16 protein-coding genes are annotated in these 15,250 nt (G+C 73.2%); 7 read left to right on the top strand and 9 right to left on the bottom strand.

The window, feature by feature from the left end; all coding sequences use genetic code 11:
* The first annotated feature begins 77 nt into the window (after positions 1-77).
* Both EMA17_RS31320 and EMA17_RS31315 read left to right on the top strand, forming a co-directional pair.
* A complete protein-coding gene (locus tag EMA17_RS31320) occupies positions 78-710 on the top strand; it encodes a TetR/AcrR family transcriptional regulator (RefSeq protein ID WP_246127019.1) in 633 nt (210 codons plus the stop codon).
* 30 nt (positions 711-740) lie between these two features.
* Positions 741-1,301 carry a DUF4240 domain-containing protein gene (locus tag EMA17_RS31315; protein WP_126640538.1) on the top strand — a complete coding sequence of 187 codons (561 nt, stop codon included), beginning with the start codon at positions 741-743 and terminating at the stop codon, positions 1,299-1,301.
* Positions 1,302-1,317: 16 nt separating this feature from the next.
* Here the strand turns inward: EMA17_RS31315 and EMA17_RS31310 are convergent, their stop codons facing one another.
* The 3 genes from EMA17_RS31310 to EMA17_RS31300 are packed head-to-tail and all read right to left on the bottom strand — an operon-like array spanning position 1,318 to position 3,788.
* Positions 1,318-2,121: an APH(3') family aminoglycoside O-phosphotransferase gene (locus EMA17_RS31310; protein ID WP_126640537.1), complete on the bottom strand. Its 804-nt coding sequence runs from the start codon at positions 2,119-2,121 to the stop codon at positions 1,318-1,320.
* 60 nt (positions 2,122-2,181) lie between these two features.
* Positions 2,182-3,240 carry an acyltransferase domain-containing protein gene (locus EMA17_RS31305; protein ID WP_160161630.1) on the bottom strand — a complete coding sequence of 353 codons (1,059 nt, stop codon included), beginning with the start codon at positions 3,238-3,240 and terminating at the stop codon, positions 2,182-2,184.
* A gap of 29 nt (positions 3,241-3,269) precedes the next feature.
* Entirely contained in the window at positions 3,270-3,788 is a 519-nt protein-coding gene (locus EMA17_RS31300) for a GNAT family N-acetyltransferase (protein WP_246127036.1), read from the bottom strand.
* A 138-nt stretch (positions 3,789-3,926) separates the two neighbouring features.
* Here EMA17_RS31300 and dprE2 point away from each other — a divergent pair, with 138 nt between their 5' ends.
* The gene (dprE2, locus tag EMA17_RS31295) at positions 3,927-4,670 is read left to right on the top strand and encodes a decaprenylphospho-beta-D-erythro-pentofuranosid-2-ulose 2-reductase (RefSeq protein WP_126640535.1); all 744 of its coding nucleotides are present in this window, start codon (positions 3,927-3,929) and stop codon (positions 4,668-4,670) included.
* A gap of 76 nt (positions 4,671-4,746) precedes the next feature.
* On the opposite strand, the gene EMA17_RS31290 is transcribed toward dprE2, so the two are convergent.
* The gene (locus EMA17_RS31290) at positions 4,747-5,265 is read right to left on the bottom strand and encodes an HD domain-containing protein (RefSeq protein WP_246127018.1); all 519 of its coding nucleotides are present in this window, start codon (positions 5,263-5,265) and stop codon (positions 4,747-4,749) included.
* A 29-nt stretch (positions 5,266-5,294) separates the two neighbouring features.
* The gene (locus tag EMA17_RS31285; protein WP_126640534.1) at positions 5,295-6,035 is read right to left on the bottom strand and encodes a L,D-transpeptidase family protein; all 741 of its coding nucleotides are present in this window, start codon (positions 6,033-6,035) and stop codon (positions 5,295-5,297) included.
* Positions 6,036-6,222: 187 nt separating this feature from the next.
* Between EMA17_RS31285 and EMA17_RS31280 the strand changes: the two genes are divergently transcribed.
* Positions 6,223-7,167 (top strand): Gfo/Idh/MocA family protein, encoded by a 945-nt coding sequence (locus tag EMA17_RS31280; protein WP_281290551.1) that lies wholly within the window; start codon positions 6,223-6,225, stop codon positions 7,165-7,167.
* Between the two features lie 58 nt (positions 7,168-7,225).
* On the opposite strand, the gene map is transcribed toward EMA17_RS31280, so the two are convergent.
* Entirely contained in the window at positions 7,226-7,993 is a 768-nt protein-coding gene (map, locus tag EMA17_RS31275) for a type I methionyl aminopeptidase (protein ID WP_126640533.1), read from the bottom strand.
* Positions 7,994-8,040: 47 nt separating this feature from the next.
* Here map and EMA17_RS31270 point away from each other — a divergent pair, with 47 nt between their 5' ends.
* Positions 8,041-8,307, top strand: coding sequence for a helix-turn-helix domain-containing protein (locus EMA17_RS31270; RefSeq protein ID WP_126640532.1), 267 nt, complete (start codon positions 8,041-8,043; stop codon positions 8,305-8,307).
* Between the two features lie 7 nt (positions 8,308-8,314).
* On the opposite strand, the gene EMA17_RS31265 is transcribed toward EMA17_RS31270, so the two are convergent.
* Positions 8,315-9,022 carry a TetR/AcrR family transcriptional regulator gene (locus EMA17_RS31265; protein WP_126640531.1) on the bottom strand — a complete coding sequence of 236 codons (708 nt, stop codon included), beginning with the start codon at positions 9,020-9,022 and terminating at the stop codon, positions 8,315-8,317.
* Between the two features lie 40 nt (positions 9,023-9,062).
* Positions 9,063-10,646, bottom strand: coding sequence for an MFS transporter (locus EMA17_RS31260; protein ID WP_126640530.1), 1,584 nt, complete (start codon positions 10,644-10,646; stop codon positions 9,063-9,065).
* Positions 10,647-10,827: 181 nt separating this feature from the next.
* On the opposite strand from EMA17_RS31260, the gene EMA17_RS31255 reads away from it, so the two are divergent.
* Positions 10,828-11,691 (top strand): phosphotransferase family protein, encoded by an 864-nt coding sequence (locus EMA17_RS31255; RefSeq protein ID WP_126640529.1) that lies wholly within the window; start codon positions 10,828-10,830, stop codon positions 11,689-11,691.
* A gap of 947 nt (positions 11,692-12,638) precedes the next feature.
* Here the strand turns inward: EMA17_RS31255 and EMA17_RS31250 are convergent.
* Positions 12,639-14,246, bottom strand: a complete 1,608-nt coding sequence (locus tag EMA17_RS31250) for an MFS transporter (RefSeq protein WP_126640528.1) — start codon at positions 14,244-14,246, stop codon at positions 12,639-12,641.
* A gap of 199 nt (positions 14,247-14,445) precedes the next feature.
* On the opposite strand from EMA17_RS31250, the gene EMA17_RS31245 reads away from it, so the two are divergent.
* Entirely contained in the window at positions 14,446-15,144 is a 699-nt protein-coding gene (locus tag EMA17_RS31245; RefSeq protein WP_126640527.1) for a TetR/AcrR family transcriptional regulator, read from the top strand.
* Positions 15,145-15,250 lie beyond the last annotated feature (106 nt).

Raw genomic sequence — 15,250 nt, 5'->3', positions numbered from 1 at the left:
ATGCAACAATGTTGCGTTAGAATGAGTATGGCGGACAGGGGATCGCTCATGCAATCGGGTTGCTTTCGGGGTGTCGGGTGAGTGGTGTGGGTGAGGCGCGGCCCGGGGGGCGCACCGCGCGGACCCGGGACGCGGTGCGGCGGGCGACGCTGGCCGAGTTGGCGGACAAGGGCTTCGACGGGCTGACCGTGGAGGCGGTCGCCGTGCGCTCGGGCGTGCACAAGACGACGGTGTACCGGCGCTGGCGCAACGCGGCCGGGCTGGCCGCCGACGCGCTCGACCTCGCGGCGGAGGAGCCGTGGCCGCTGCCCGACACCGGTGTGCTCCGGGACGATCTGCGGGCGATCACCGCGATGGTGGTGTCGGGTTTCGAGGACCCCGGGCGCGGGCCGATCGCACGGGCGCTCGTGGGGGCGGCAGTACGGGATCCGACCACGGGCGCGGCGCTGCACGGCTTTTTGGTCGGTCGGCTCGCCCAGGCCGAGGTGGTGGTACAACGGGCGGTCGGGCGCGGGGAGTTGCCGGTGGGCACCGATGCGGGCGAGGTGGTGCGCACGGCCGTCGGCGCGCTGTACTACCGGCTGTTCATCACGCGCGAGCCGGTCGACGCCGGACAGGCACGACGCGCGGCCGACGCGGCGGAGGCGGCGGCGCGCGCCGGGGTCTTCGTACGGGACGACCCGGCCGCCACGCCCGACGGCGCCACCTGATGTCGGTTCCGTCGGCCATGGTGCCGTGCCATGGACATGGACGACTTTTGGGCTCTGGTGGAGGCCGCTCGCGCCGCCGACGGGCCGTACGCGCCGGCGCTGGTCGACATACTCGCCGCGCACCCGCCGGAGCGGATCCTCGACTACGACGATCGCTTTCACGAGGCGCGCGACGCGCTCTACCGATGGGATCTGTGGGCCGCGGCCCACCTGATCGGGGGCGGCTGCTCCGACGACGCCTTCATGGACTTCCGTGCGGGACTGATCGCCCTGGGACGGGAGGCGTACGAGGACGCGTCGCGCGATCCGGACGGCCTGGCCGGGCTCCCCGTCGTGCTCGCCGAGGCGCGCGCCGGGGGCGACGAGGCGATCTTCGACGAGGACGCCAACTACTGCGCCATGGGGGCGTTCGAGCGACTGACCGGTGACGAGGAGGCGTTCGACCGGGCGTGGGCGCTGCGGCCCCCGACCCGCGCCGGCGGCGTCGGGCCGTATCCGGCGGGGGAGGACTTCGACTTCGACGACGACGCGGAGATGCGCCGACGCCTGCCGCGCCTGGCCGCGCTGTTCCGGGTCGGCGCCGAAGGCTGAGCGGCCGGGGTCGGGATCAGCAGAACTCGTCGAGCAGGCGGTAGAACCGCAACCGTCGTGGGTCGAGGGTGCCGTCGGGGTCGTAGCGGGCGAGGAAGCGGGCCGCGTGCTCGGCGGAGTACCGGCCGTGGTCGTCGTCGAGGAGGCTGCGGGTGAGCAGGGCCGGGTCGGCGTGCCGGTCGGTGCGACCCAGGCGGCCGAGGTCGATCAGGCCGGTCACCCGCGCGGTGTCCGGGTCGAGGAGCACATTGGGCGGGCAGTAGTCGCCGTGGCCGACCACGAGGTCCTCGGTGGGCGGGACGGTCGCGAGCAACTCGGCGAGGAGTTCGGGACCGGTGCGGCCCGCCCGTTCCTCGTCCAGGTCGTCGAGATCGACCAGGCCGGCCGCGATGGCCTGCTCGGCGGCCGGCACGGTGACCGCGAGTCCGCGGTCGAACGGGCAGTCGGCGACGGGCAGTCGGTGCAGGTCGCGGGCCAGGTCGGCGAGCGCGTCCACGACCGCGTCGCGCTGCTCGGCCGGCCACGCGTCGGCGGCCGAGCGGCCGGGCACGGCCCGGGTGAGCAGCCAACCGCCGGCGTCGTCCACGTCGTGGTCCAGGATCTCGGCGACCGGCAGCCCCTGTTTCGCCGCCCAGATGCCGCGGGCCACCTCGGCGGACACGTGGAAGCCGGAGTCCGGGTGCTCGTTGGCCGTGCCGATCTTGAGATACAGCTCCTCGCCGCCACGGCCGCGCAGCCGGTACACCCCCGCCCCGGACATGCCGTCGGTGACCGGTTCCCGGGTGTACGCCGCGAAGCGACGTCGAAGATCGTCCCTCATCCCGGCATCCTCACCCGAAAGGCGGGTCGCCCGCCGGCGGATTTTTCCGGGCGCGACGGTTCACAGCTCGAACCAGCCGGTGCGTACGTGCCAGTGCCGGCCGGCGCGCAGGTGGTCGCCGATCGCGCGTTGCAGGGACGTGTCCCGGGGCAGGGACGCCACGGGCAGGCCGGGATCGCCGAAGACGAAGCCGATCGGCGCGGTGTCCTCCGGGAGCGGTCCGGTCGGGTCGTGGTAGAGGTGGAAGCGGCGTTGGAAGCGGATGATGTTGGACTCGGGCGGCAGATAGTCGCGCAACTGCGGGTCGAGCAGCCACGAACCGCACACCGCGACCGCGTAGTGCTCCCCCGGGTAGTGACGCGGGAAGAACGCGCGGGCGAGGTCCAACGACTCGTCGCACGTCGCCGGGGACATCGGGCCGAGGAAATCCGGGATGTGCAGCTCCAGCGCGGGATCCTCGGGCCCGTGGTCGAGCCCGAGCGCCGTGGCGCTCGCCGCCGCCCGATCGCGCATCGTCGAACGCTGGAACTGGAACCGGCCGAGCTGGTACAGCTCGCCGCGGAAGTGGTAGCCGGGCCAATGCCGCGCGCTCAGCCCACCGGAGCCGTGCCCGCGCCGATGCAGCGCCATGTGCCGGCCCAGGTCGGCGAGAGTGCGGCGGGACACCTCGGGCGGGATGCCGAGTCCGTGGTGGTAGGCCAGTACGTGCGGACGCGCGGCGATGTACACGTACACGTGGAACCACCGGCCCGCCGCGCCCGTCCCGGCCGGCAGCGGCGGGACGGGGCGGCGCCGCGTCGGCGTGCCCATGTCGGCCACCAGCACCCGGACGGCCCGCTCGAACAACTCGCGCAGCACCGGATCGGCGAGCAGCGCGGACCGGGCGGACAGCAGTTCGTTGACGTCCTCGTGCGGGACGGACAGGTCCAGGAGCACCGCGGCGAGCCGGTCGCCGGCCGGCAGCTCGACTTCGATCCGGGTGTCGACCTCGGCCCCGGTCAACGCCGCGACCCAGGCCGCCGCCGGCTCGTCCGCGCGCAGCGGCGCCGCGACGTCCGGCACCGTCGTGGGCGTGGCGGGTGGTGGTTGCGGACGCGGGTGGCCCGGTTCCGCGCTCATCTCGGCCCGGCGGCCCCGTCGGCGGCCGATCACGCGACGGGGGCGCGCAGGTCGATCGAGTAGAAGTACTTGTCGTAGCGGCGCGCGCCGACCGCGACGAAGTCGTGCAGCCGGCCGTACTCGACGAAGCCGAGCGAGCGATACAGACGCAGCGCGCCGACGTTGTCGCCCCGGGCGTCGAGGGTGAGGATCTCGACCGCCGCGGCCCGCGCGTCGTCGAGCAACGCCCGGGTGAGCAGCCGGCCGATGCCGCGACCGTGCGCGGGCAGTGCCACCGCGAGCTTCTCCAGGTCGGCGTTGGGCCGATGGGTCGGCCGGGTGTAGCGCCGCCAGTAGCCGAACCCGAGCAGTTCCTCGCCCATGTACGCGAACCGCAGCGCGGCGTCGCCCGACCGCTGCGCCTCGGCGAGGCCGCCGAGCAGGTCGCGCACCTCGGCGAGGTCCGGCGGATTCACCCAGCCGAGTGCGGCGCCGTCGCGGATCAGCTCGGCCAGGATCGCCCGCAGCGGTTCGACCGCGGACGCGGCGGCCTCGGCTCCGCGCAGCACGACGGGTCGGGGGTCCGGGGCCGGGTCGGTGCGCGCGGCCTGGTTCGGGTTCGGGTTCGGCGTCACGCGGACAAGGCTATTGAGTCGGCGCCGAGTACGGGGAGCGGGCCCGGGCCGGGAATCCGGCAGACTGTTCCCGTGAGTGGAACCGTTTTGGTCCTCGGAGGCCGCAGTGAGATCGGGGTGGCGGTCGCGGAGCGGCTGATCGCCCGCGGGGCGCGAACCGTCGTGCTGGCGGCGCGGCGCAGTCACGACCTCGACGAGGAGGAGGCGCGGCTGCTCAAGGCCGGCGCCCGGCGGGTGGACCGGGTCGAGTTCGACGCGGACGACCTCGCCACGCATCGGCCGCTGTTGGACGAGGTGATCGCCCGGCACGGTGCCCTGGACGTCGTGGTCACCGCGTTCGGCATCCTGGGCGATCAGCGGCGGGCCGAGGTCGACGCGGCGCACGCGGTCGCGGTGGTGCACACCGACTACACCGCGCACGTGAGCGTGCTGACCCACCTCGCCGCCGTGTTGCGCGCGCAGGGGTACGGCCGGTTGGTGGTCTTCTCGTCGGTGGCCGGGGTCCGGGTGCGGCGCGCGAACTACGTGTACGGCTCGGCCAAGGCCGGTCTGGACGGCTTCGCGAGCGGTCTGGCCGACGCGCTCGCGGGCAGCGGGGTACGGCTGTTGCTGGTCCGGCCCGGGTTCGTGGTGGGTCGGATGACCCGGGGCATGTCGCCGGCGCCGCTGTCCAGCACGCCGGAGCAGGTGGCGGACGCGACCGTGCGGGCGCTGGTGCGGGGCCGGGGCGAGGTGTGGGTGCCGGGCACGCTGCGGCCGGTGTTCGCCGGGATGCGGGTGCTGCCTCGGGCGCTGTGGCGGCGGTTGCCGCGCTGAGCGGCGGGTGGCGCGTTGCGCGGGGGCGGAGCGTCGTGTCGGTGGGGTGTGGGGTCGGTGGGGCGGGGTCGGCGGGTCAGAACGGGAGCGAGTCGGTTTCGATCGTGGTCACGAAGTCGTCGAGGGCCTGGAAGATTTCCCACTCCGGGCGGCCCGAGGCGGCCGCGAGGAGCGTGATCAGGTCCTGTTCCAGGGCGGCCACCCGTTTTCCCTTCCAGACCTTGTCGGACAGGCTGACCAGGAGTTCGTCCGGATCGTTCGGGTTCCAGGCCGCGTGGGTGCGGGCGAAGCGGGCCCGGGACGGGGATACCCCCTGGGCGGTGAGCAGGTCGTAGCCGGCCTGCTCGTGACACGAACCCGGCCCGGACAACTCCTCCGGGTGCAGGGTCTTGCCGATGTCGTGGGTGGCGGCGCCGAACAGCACCGCGTCGCGGTCGAAGGCCAGGTCCGGGAAGGTCGCCGCGACCCAGTCGCACAGCCGGCACGCGACGTCGTGCACGATGCGCAGGTGTTCGACCAGGCGGGGGCAGGGGGTGAGTTGATCCAGCAGGGTGATCACTTCGGCGGGCAGCGGACGGAGCTTGGCGGAGGTCACCCGGACAGGGTAAGAGCCTTGCCGCGGGGTCAGGAAGCGGGGCCGTCCTGGGCCAGCGCCGGGCCGTCGCCGAGCACCGCGACCGGGTGCGCGGCCGGGTCCAGGACGCGCAGCAGCGACACCAGCGCCTCGGGGGGCAGGGTCACGCAGCCGTGGGTGGCGCCGCCGTGGTCGATGTGCAGCCAGATGTCGCCGCCGAACGCGTCGCCGCGCGGGCGGACCGGGTCCAGTGGCGAGGTCCCGGGCACCCGGTTGTAGTCGATCGCGATCACGTGGTCGAAGGTGCCGGCAAGGGGCTCGCCGGCGAAGCCGGTGTCGTCGATGGCGAAGTCGTCGGAGCGGTCGTAGGACAGCCGGGTGCCGGGATCGGGGCGCAGACCGCCGGCGTCGGTCAGGGTGTACACGCCGATCGGCGAGCGGAGGTCGCTCTCGTGGTGGTCGAACGTCCAGCCCTCCCGGCCGTTGTGCGCGGGCCACACGTCGCGGGCCCGCCAGCCGTCGGACTCGCGCGTCCAGAACGAGGCGGTGCCGGAGGCCGCGTTCCGGTCGTCGCCGACGACCAGCAGCAACTGGGCGGTCTCGGGCGGGATTTCCGCCGCGAGGCGGGCGCCGATGGCGGCGGGGAGGGCAACGCCGGTTCGGGCCGGGGCGGTCGGGGGCGTCGCGGCGGAATCCGGGGCGCCGGCGGCGGCGTTCCGCGCCGAGGGCGGGCCGGAGGGGGCCAGTGCGGCCGGGATGGTCAGGAAGAGCGAGCGGCGGGGGATGGTCATTCCTCCACGACTACCCCATTCGGGCGAGTCATTCGGGCAGCGCGGGCGGTGTGTTCGCGGGTGCCACTCGGTCGTGGTGTTCGGGGTCACTCGATGGTGGGCGTGGTGCGGGTGTGGTTGGGTTTTGGTGGTCGGGTCGGCCCGGCCGGCGTGGGTGGCCGGGTGACGCGGGTGCGCTGGTGTGGGCGTGGAAAGGGACGGTATGCGGGTCGGAGTGGTCGGGGTCGGGCGGATCGGGGGGTTTCACGCCCGGGCGTTGGGTGGGATCGCGGCGGTCGAGCGGGTCGTGGTCGCGGATGTGGATCGGGGACGGGCCGAGGAGTTCGCCCGGGCGGCCGGGGTCGCGGCGGTCGGGCTCGACGAGGTGTTCGCGGCGGTGGACGCCGTGGTGATCGCCGCGCCGACCTCGGCGCACGTCGAGTTGCTGCGGGCGGCGGCGGACGCGAGGTTGCCGATCCTGTGCGAGAAGCCGATCGCGCTCGACCCGATCGTCGCGCGCGAGGCGGTGGCGTACGTGGAGGCGCGCGGCGCCGGGCTGCAGGTGGGCTTCCAGCGCCGATTCGACCCGATGTACGTCGCGGCGCGGGCGGCGGTCGAGGCCGGCGGACTCGGCACGGTGACCCGGGTGCACGCGGTGAGCGTGGATCGCCGGCCGCCGCCGGCCGCGTTCGTGCCGACCTCGGGCGGTATCTATCGGGACACGCACATCCACGACTTCGACATCGTGCCGTGGGTGACGGGTGTGCCGATCGTCGAGGTGACCGCGATCGGGGCGAACCGCGGCGCGGCGGTGTTTCGGGAGCACGACGACGTCGACGTGTCGGCGGTGCTGTTCCGGCTCGCCGACGGCACGCTCGGTACCGCGCACGCGGGTCGGCGGCACGAGCCGGGCTACGACGTGCGGCTGGAGGTGGCCGGCACCGCCGGGACCCACGCGTGCGGCGGCGTCACCGAGGGCGACTTCCTGGCCCGCTTCGGCGACGCCTACCGCGCGGAACTGGCCGCGTTCGTGGCGATGGCCGCCGGTCGCGCCGCCAGCCCCTGTCCGGGCGCCGACGCGCTCGCGGCGCAGGCCGTGGCCGAGGCGTGTGTGGTGTCCCGGCGCGAGGGGCGCACGGTTCGGGTGGGGTAGGCCCCGGGTCGGGCGGGAGCCCCCGGGCGGGGGCCGAGGGCTCCGGCCGGGGCGTGGTTCAGGGCAGGGTCAGGATGTGCGGGCCGTCCTCGGTGATCGCGATGGTGTGTTCGATGTGCGCGGCGCGGGAGCCGTCGGCGGTGTGGAACGTCCAGCCGTCCCGGGCGGTGTAGCACGCGTCCTTGCCGCCGGCGAGCAACATCGGCTCCAGGGCCAGGGTCAGGCCGGCGCGCAGCGGCATGCCGCGTCCGGGACGGCCCTCGTTCTGTACGTGCGGGTCCTCGTGCATCGTGCGGCCGATGCCGTGGCCGCCCCAGTCGCGCGGCATGCCGTAGCCGGCCCCGCGGGCGACCGCGCCGATCGCGGCGGAGATGTCGCTCAGCCGGCCGCCGGGTACGGCCGCCGCGATGCCCGCTTCGAGTGCGCGCCGGGTGTCGGCGATCAGCGTCAGGTCCTGCGGGCGCGGCGTGCCGACGGTGAACGTGATCGCGGCGTCGCCGGTCCAACCGCGCAGGGTCGCACCGCAGTCGATGCTGACCAGGTCGCCGTCGCGCAGCCGGTAGTCGGTCGGGATGCCGTGCACCACGGCGTCGTTGACCGACGCGCAGATCACGCCCGGGAACGGTACGGGTGCGAACGACGGCCGGTAGCCCAGGAACGGGGACGTGGCCCCGGCCTCGCGCAGGATCGTGTGCGCGACCTCGTCCAGTTCCTTCAGTGACACGCCGATGGCGGCGGCCTTGCGGGTCGCCTCCAGGGCCTGTCCCACGACTCTCCCGGCCTCGCGCATCGCGGCGATTTCGGCTCGGGTCTTGATTTCGACCACGGGTCCCCTCCTCGACCAATTCTTATACCGGTATTAGTATCACGGTCATGGTGCGAACCCCACTGACCCCACTGGAACGAGCGCGCGGCCTGCAACTGGGCGCGCTCCTGCGCGGCGCGCGCGGCGAGCGCAGCATCGGCCACGTCGCCATCGCGGCCGGACTGTCGCCGGAGACGCTGCGCAAGATCGAGACCGGCCGGGCGCCGACCCCCGCGTTCTTCACGATCGCGGCACTGGCCCTGGAACTGGGACTGTCGCTGGACGAGGTCGCCGCGGTGTGCGCGCTCCCGGATCCGGACGCGCTTTCCGCCTAGGATCCGCTCACCGCGCTCGGCGGAGCAACGTTTCGATGTTCTGTACGAGCAGGTCGATCGTGAAGGCGAACTGTTCGTCGACCGAGTCCACCGGGGCCGCCGCGGCGATGCGGGTGGTGGTGGGCAGGTCGGCGGGCGGGTCCGTCGGGAGCCAGGCGGCGGGGGCGCCGTCCCAGGTCGGTGGGTCGAGGTCGGCCGGCGGCGCGTCGTGCCAGGCGTCGTTGAGCCGGACGAAGGCCGCGACGCGCAGGACCAGTTCGCGGAAGATCCGGTTCGCGGTCGCCGGATCCAGGCCGATGGCGACCAGGAAGGTCAGGATCGCCTCGTTGTTGCGCAGCGTGCGGGGGTGCACGGCGGCGGTCAGGTTCTCGTCGACGGCGATGGTCACCGCGCGCGGGTGCAGGCGGTACCACGCGCGCATCGCGGCACACAGCTCCCGTACGCCGTCGGCGGGGCGGGCCGGGTCCAGGGGCGGGACCCGCCAGTCGGACTGCCAGGCCAGCGCGGCCAGTTCGAGCACGGCGCGGCGGTCGGCGGCGTAGTTGTACAGCGCGCGCGGCGACACGCCCAGGTGCGCCGCGAGCGAGCGCATGGTCAACTCGGCCCCGCCGTCGCGCGCGACCAGTTCCAGCGCGGCGCGGCCGATGCCCTCGCGGGTGAGGGTGGGCCGCCCGCCGCGATGGGTGGGGCGCTTGCGGGTGGGTCCGGTGGACATGGGGCCAGAATAGGCGGCGGCGCTCGCCCGTCCCCGCGGGCTATTCCTGTTGCTCTCGCGCGTCGTCGACGGGGTGCAGATCGCGCTGTCGGACCAGGACCAGGGCGAGGGCGGCGGTGGTGAGGGCGAGGGCGGCCACGGTGTACATCACCGTCGAGGCGCCCGCCGCGTACGCGTGGTCGATCGCCGTCGATACCGCGTCGCCGTTTCGGGCCGGCGTCGCCTCGCGGATCCGGTCGGTGTCCCCGTTGCGCGCGGCGGCCACGATCTCGGCGCGGATCGGGTCCGGCACACCTGCCCGTGCGCCGAACTCCGCGTCGAATCGGGCCGAGAACGGCACGCCGAGTACCGCGATGCCCACCGCCGCGCCGATCGGGAACAGTCCGTTCGCGGTCCCGGAGGCCATTCCGGCGCGCTCGACGGGCACCGTGTTCACCGCGATCGACATCACCGGACTCGACGCGATGCCACCGCCGACGCCCCAGACGAAAAGACCCGGCAGCAGCGCGGGCCAGGACGCGTCGGGGCCGAACGCCAGACCCATCAGCAGCGCGCCCAGCGCGAGCCCGGCGAAGCCCGCCGCGATGACGTGCGCCGCCGCGAAGCGGCCCTGCAACCGGCCGGCGACCAGGCCCAGGCACAACTGCGGGACGAAGATCGGCAGCAGGAGCAGTCCGGACTCCAGCGGCGACAGGTCCAGCGCGCCCTGGAAGTAGAGCAGGAAGTACACGGACGAGCCGACCGTCACGAAGCGGGACAGGAACGAGATCGACAACGCGCCGACGAAGGTCGGGATCCGGAACAGGGTCAGGTCCAACATCGGCGCCGCCGCCCGCCGTTCGACCAGGACGAACCCGGTCAGCAGGAGTGCGACGCCGACGAAACCGCCCAGGGTCGCGGGGGCCGTCCAGCCCACCGCGTCGCCGCGCGTGACGGTCAGGTTCAGCAGCCCCCACATGAACACGAGCGCGACCGCGCCCGCCCGGTCGATCGGCCCGGCCGACGGCGCGGGCCGATCCCGGGGCAGCCTCGCCGCGGCCAGGGCGAACGCGACGATCCCGATCGGGACGTTGACCAGGAACATCCAACGCCAGTTCGCCACGTCCACGAGCAGACCGCCGAGCAGCGGGGCCACCGCCGCGCACGCGCCCAGGGTGGAACCCCACGTCGCGATGGCCATGTTGCGGCGTTGGCCCCGATACGCCTGGGCGATCAACGGCAGTCCGGTGGCGAGCAACATCGCCGCGCCGATGCCCTGGAGGCCGCGAAACCCGTCCAGGACCAGGATGTTCGGGGCCAGCCCACAGGCGAGCGAGGACAGCGTGAACAGGGCGATGCCGGCCAGGAACACCGGGCGCCGGCCGATCCGGTCGGACACGCTGCCGGCGGTCTGCAGGAACGCGCCGAAGGTCAGTGAGTAGGCCACGATCACCCATTGCAGGCCGGCCAGCGAGCCGTTGAGGTCGTCCTGGATGCGGGGCAGTCCGACCGAGACCATGGTGATGTCCACGACCAGGAGCACCGAGGCGACGGTGACCAGGATCAGCACCAGTCGCGAGTTTTCGTCGGAGTCGGTCGGACGCGTGGCGCCGGCGGCGGTATCCGCACGTGCGTTGTCGGCCATGCGGCCACCCCCGGGATCGTGGCGAAGTAAGGCTTGCCTAAGTCATCCTGTCGAGGCACGTCCTTGAAGTCAACATGTGTGAAGTTCAAGAGGGGCGGCCGTACCTGGCAGGCTTGTCGTCGGGCGGCGGCGCGCCGGTGAGCGCCGGTGAGCGAACCGTCGCCGAACAGGAGTGCGATTCGTGTCCGTGCCGAAGCCGAATGCCGAAACCCTCGCCTGGCTGCGGGAGATCGTCGGTGACCTGCCGGTCGAGCCCATGGGGGTCGGCGCCAACCGGCTCTACACGGTCGGCGATCTGGTCCTGCGGGTCTTCCACGACACGGAACGGCTGGCCCGGGACCCGTGGTACCGCCCCGAGCAGGAGGCCCGCACACTGCGTTTGCTCGCCGAAACCCCGGTTGCCGCACCGGAGTTGGTCGCGGCGCGCTTGGCGGGCGCGGAGCCGGCGCTGTTGACCACACGGGTGCCCGGCACGCCGGAGCCGCCGGCGGACCCGGCCGTCCTGCTGGACCGGGCGGCCGAGGTGTTGGCGGCGATCCACGCGGTCGACGCGAGCGGAGCGGACCCGGTGGAATACGCCACCTACTACGACCCGGCCGTCGACGGGGCGCGGACGGTACCGGCGTGGAGCACCCGGCCGCACGTGTGGCAGCGCATGTTCGCCGCGCTCGCCGAGGAACCGCCGCCGGCCGTACCCGGGTTCATCCACCGGGACTTCCACGCCGAGCAACTGCTGTGGCTGGGCGAGGAGATCGGCGGCGTGGTCGACTGGACCACCGGCTGTGTCGGTCCGCGCGGCGTGGACCTGGCCCGGATGCGGCTCAACCTGGCACTCACCCACGGCGTGGCCGTCGCGGAGGAGTTCCTGCCCGCGTACGCGAAGGCCTCCGGCCGCCCGGAGGAACACCATCCGTACTGGGACCTACTCGACGCGGGCGACGCGCTACTGGATTGGCCGGAGCCTCGAACAAACGACGAGATCGTCGAATGGCAACGCTTCGAGGCATGGGTCGGGCGGGCAGTCAGAACACTGACACGCACATGAGCGCACCGGGCTCGCGGTCCGACTCGGGCTTCGGCACGCCCGTTGCGGGCGGTTGCGCCGCAGCGGCGCCTGGACCGAGTCGGGCAGGCACACCCACCCGCCCCACCCGTTACCCCAGACGAACCCGCTGACGTTCGAAAGCACCGGCACACCCCCCCCGGCCAAAGCCAAGCAACTCCCCCACCACCCCACCCCGTAGCGCGTCAACACCCACGCCCCGGACCACCTCATGCCCCCCGTGGCGCGTCAGCGCCCCCGCCCCAGGCCGCCCACGCGATCGACGCGCGAAGCGCGGAGAGCGGCGGAGCCGCGAAGTGTGGGTCGGATGGCCCGGAGCGAAGCGGAGGGACAGCCGGCCCCGAGCGAGGGGCCGCTCTTTTCTCGGAGGAGCGAAGCGGGGGAGAGAAAAGAGTGGTCCCTCGCGAGCCGGCGCGGAGCGCCCAACAAAAAGCAACGCCGCCGACACGACTCCGCCTCCCTGCTTCGCTCGCGTTGCGTCTCGGCTTGCCTGCTTCGCTCGCGTTGCGTCTCGGCTTGCCTGCTTCGCTCGCGTTGCGTCTCGGCTTGCCTGCTTCGCTCGCGTTGCGTCTCGGCTTGCCTGCTTCGCTCGCGTTGCGTCTCGGCTTGCCTGCTTCGCTCGCGTTGCGTCTCGGCTTCCCTGCTTCGCTCGCGTTGCGACTCCGCTTCCCCGCCCCGCTCGCCATACCCCCCGCCTCCCCGCCCCGCTCGCCTCGCGACTCCGGTCCTCCCTCGGACCCACCTCGCGACTCCGGTCGTCCGCCCGGGCCTTCGCCCCTCCACCTCGCTCGCGTTGCGGTGCCGGCCTCCTCGACCCCCTCCCCGTGTGACCCCGGCTTCCAGCCGGTTCCCCGCCGCACCGGTTCCCCGCCGCACCGGTTCCTCCGCCGCACCGGGCCGCCGCCTCACGGTGGCGAGTCGCCTGGGAGTCAGGCCACCGGCTGCTTGGTGGGCCTGGGGGTTTGGGGTTCCCGAGGGGCCTCCTGCTGTTGGCTTGCCCTGGTGCGGTTCGGGAGGATCAGGGCGACCAGGATCGTGCCTGTCGCCAGGATGATTCCGCCGATCAGGCTGGTGTGGGCCACCGCCTGGGTGAAGGCGTGATCGGCGGCTTGGACCAGGGCCTGGGCCTGTTGGGGGCCGGCGACGTGGCCGACCTGTTCCGCTGCGGCCAGGGCGCCGCCGATCGAGTCCTGCGCCACGCTCATCGCCTCCGGCGGCAGCTTGCCGTCGACGGCCTTGGTCAGCTCCGACTCGTACGAGGTGGCCAGTACCGAGCCCAGGATCGCGATCCCGAGGGCGCCGCCGAGTTCCACCGCAGTGTCGTTGACGCCGCCTCCCGCGCCCAATTCGTTCTCCGGGAACGAGCCCATGATCGCCTCCGTGCAGGGCGACACGCTCAGCCCGATCGCAAGGCCGAGCAGGAGCAGCGGGGCGAGGAAGTCGGTGTAGCCGGAGCCGTCCGAGACCCGGGTCATCAGCAATACCCCGAGCGTGCCGAGGGCCATCCCGCCGGTCACCGTGACCCGCATGCCGAGCCGCGGGGTGAGCTGCCCGGTGGCGATCGCTCCCAGGCAGACCGCGCCGGCCAGCGGCAGCAGTCGTACGCCGGTCTCCAGCGGGGTGTAGCCGAGCACGAACTGGAGGTGCTGGGTGAGGAAGTAGATCGCGCCGAAGGTGCCCAGGAAGAACAGCAGTACGGCGAGCATCGACCCGGAGAAGACCCGCTCGCCGAACTTGCGCAGGTCGAAGATCGGGCGCGGGTGCCGCAGTTCCCAGCCGATGAACGAGCCAAGCCCCAGGACGAAGAGGACCAGCGCGGTCACCGGGCCCGCGCCCCAGCCGAAGTGCGGGCCCTCGATGATCGCGTACACCAGCGAGCCGAGCGTGACGATGGACAGCGCGCCCCCGACCAGGTCGAGCCGGCCGTAGTCGTGCGCCTTCGACGGCGGGACCACGAACAGCGCGGCGACCAGGGCGATCAGCGCGACGGGCACGTTGATCAGGAAGGTCGAACCCCACGCGTGGCGCTCCAGGAGCCAGCCGGCGATCAGCGGACCGAGTGCGATCGCCAGGCCCGAGGTCGCGGTCCACGCGGTGATCGCCTTGGCCCGTTCGCTGCGCGGGAAGGAGGCGACCAGCAGGGACAGGGTCGCGGGCATGATCACCGCGGCGCCCAGGCCCATCACCGCGCGGGCGATGATCACGCCGCTGGTCGAGTGCACCAGGGAACCGGCGACGGAGCCCGCGGCGAACACCACCAGGCCGGTGATGAGCGCGCCGCGGCGGCTGTACTTGTCGCCGACCGCGCCGAGCACGAGCATCAGCGCCGCGTACGGGACGGTGTAGGCGTCGATCACCCATTGCAGGTCGCGGCTGGACAGGCCCAGGTCGCGGGTCATGTCGGGGGCCGCCACGATCAGCGAGGTGTTGGCCATGACGATGATCAGCAGGCTCAGGCAGAGCACGCCCAGGGCCCACCAGCGGCGGGTGTACGGCCGGTCCATGCGATCGACCGGCGTGGTGGCGAAGACGGACATCGAACGCCTTTCGGGGCAGGCGGCCGGCGCAGCCGCAGTAATTGCACAACGATGTGCAACGTAGTTGATTGCACATGGCTGTGCAAATATTGGGGAACGAGTCGGGTGAATCGGGCTATTCGCTGCGCCGGAGCGGAGTGTCGGTGCCGACGGGCCCGATCTCTGGCAGGCTCCAGGTCACCCCAGGGAGGAACGCGCGATGGAGACGAAACCGGGTGCCGCACGGAGTCCGGCCGACGCCGCAGCGGTCGGTGCCGCGGCCGCGCCCGCGGCGGCCGCCGCCGTGAGTACGCCGCCGCGTCGGCGCAACGCGCAGTCGAACCGGGAGCGGATCCTGGCGGTGGCCCGTAGCGAACTGATCCGCGACGCCGACGCGTCGATGGACGACATCGCCCGCGCGGCGGGAGTGGTGCGGCGCACCGTGTACGGGCACTTCCCGAGCCGGGAGGCGCTGATCGCGGGACTCGCGGAGGAGGCGCGACGGGACATCCTCGCCGCGGTCGAGGGCGCGCGGCGTGCGGGCGACTCGCCCGAGGAGGCGGTGGCGCGGTTCGATCTCGCCGCGTGGGAGGGCGGGGAGCGCTATCGGCTGCTGATCAGCTTCGCCCAGCGCAACCTGGAGGACGGTGGGATCCCGGCCATGCTGGCGCCGGTCCGGGAGCGCTCGATCGAGCTGATCGCGGCCGGTCAGCGCAGCGGCGTATTCGCGGACCATCTGCCCGCTTCGGTGCTGGCGCTCGCGCTGGAGGGGATGTGCGTCGCGCTCCTCCAGGCGGCCGAGACGGACATCGTGGTAACCGCCGAGGACCAGGCGGTGGCGGCGTTGGTGGCACTCGGCGTACCGGCCTCCCGAGCGGTCGAGGTGGTCGCCCGAGTGGTCGCGACCGACCAGGCCTGACCCGAATCGACCGCCCGCACGGACCGCCCCTGGCGCGCCGCCCCGGATGTCGGCGACCGTGGCGGCGCGTGGCGTGCCGGTGGCCCGGGTGGTCGAGGCGGCCGCC

The sequence above is a fragment of the Embleya hyalina genome, from assembly GCF_003967355.1.
Taxonomy (GTDB): Bacteria; Actinomycetota; Actinomycetes; order Streptomycetales; family Streptomycetaceae; genus Embleya; species Embleya hyalina.
Note: the sequence above shows the minus strand (reverse complement) of the source record. Positions and strands in the feature narration are given on the sequence as shown.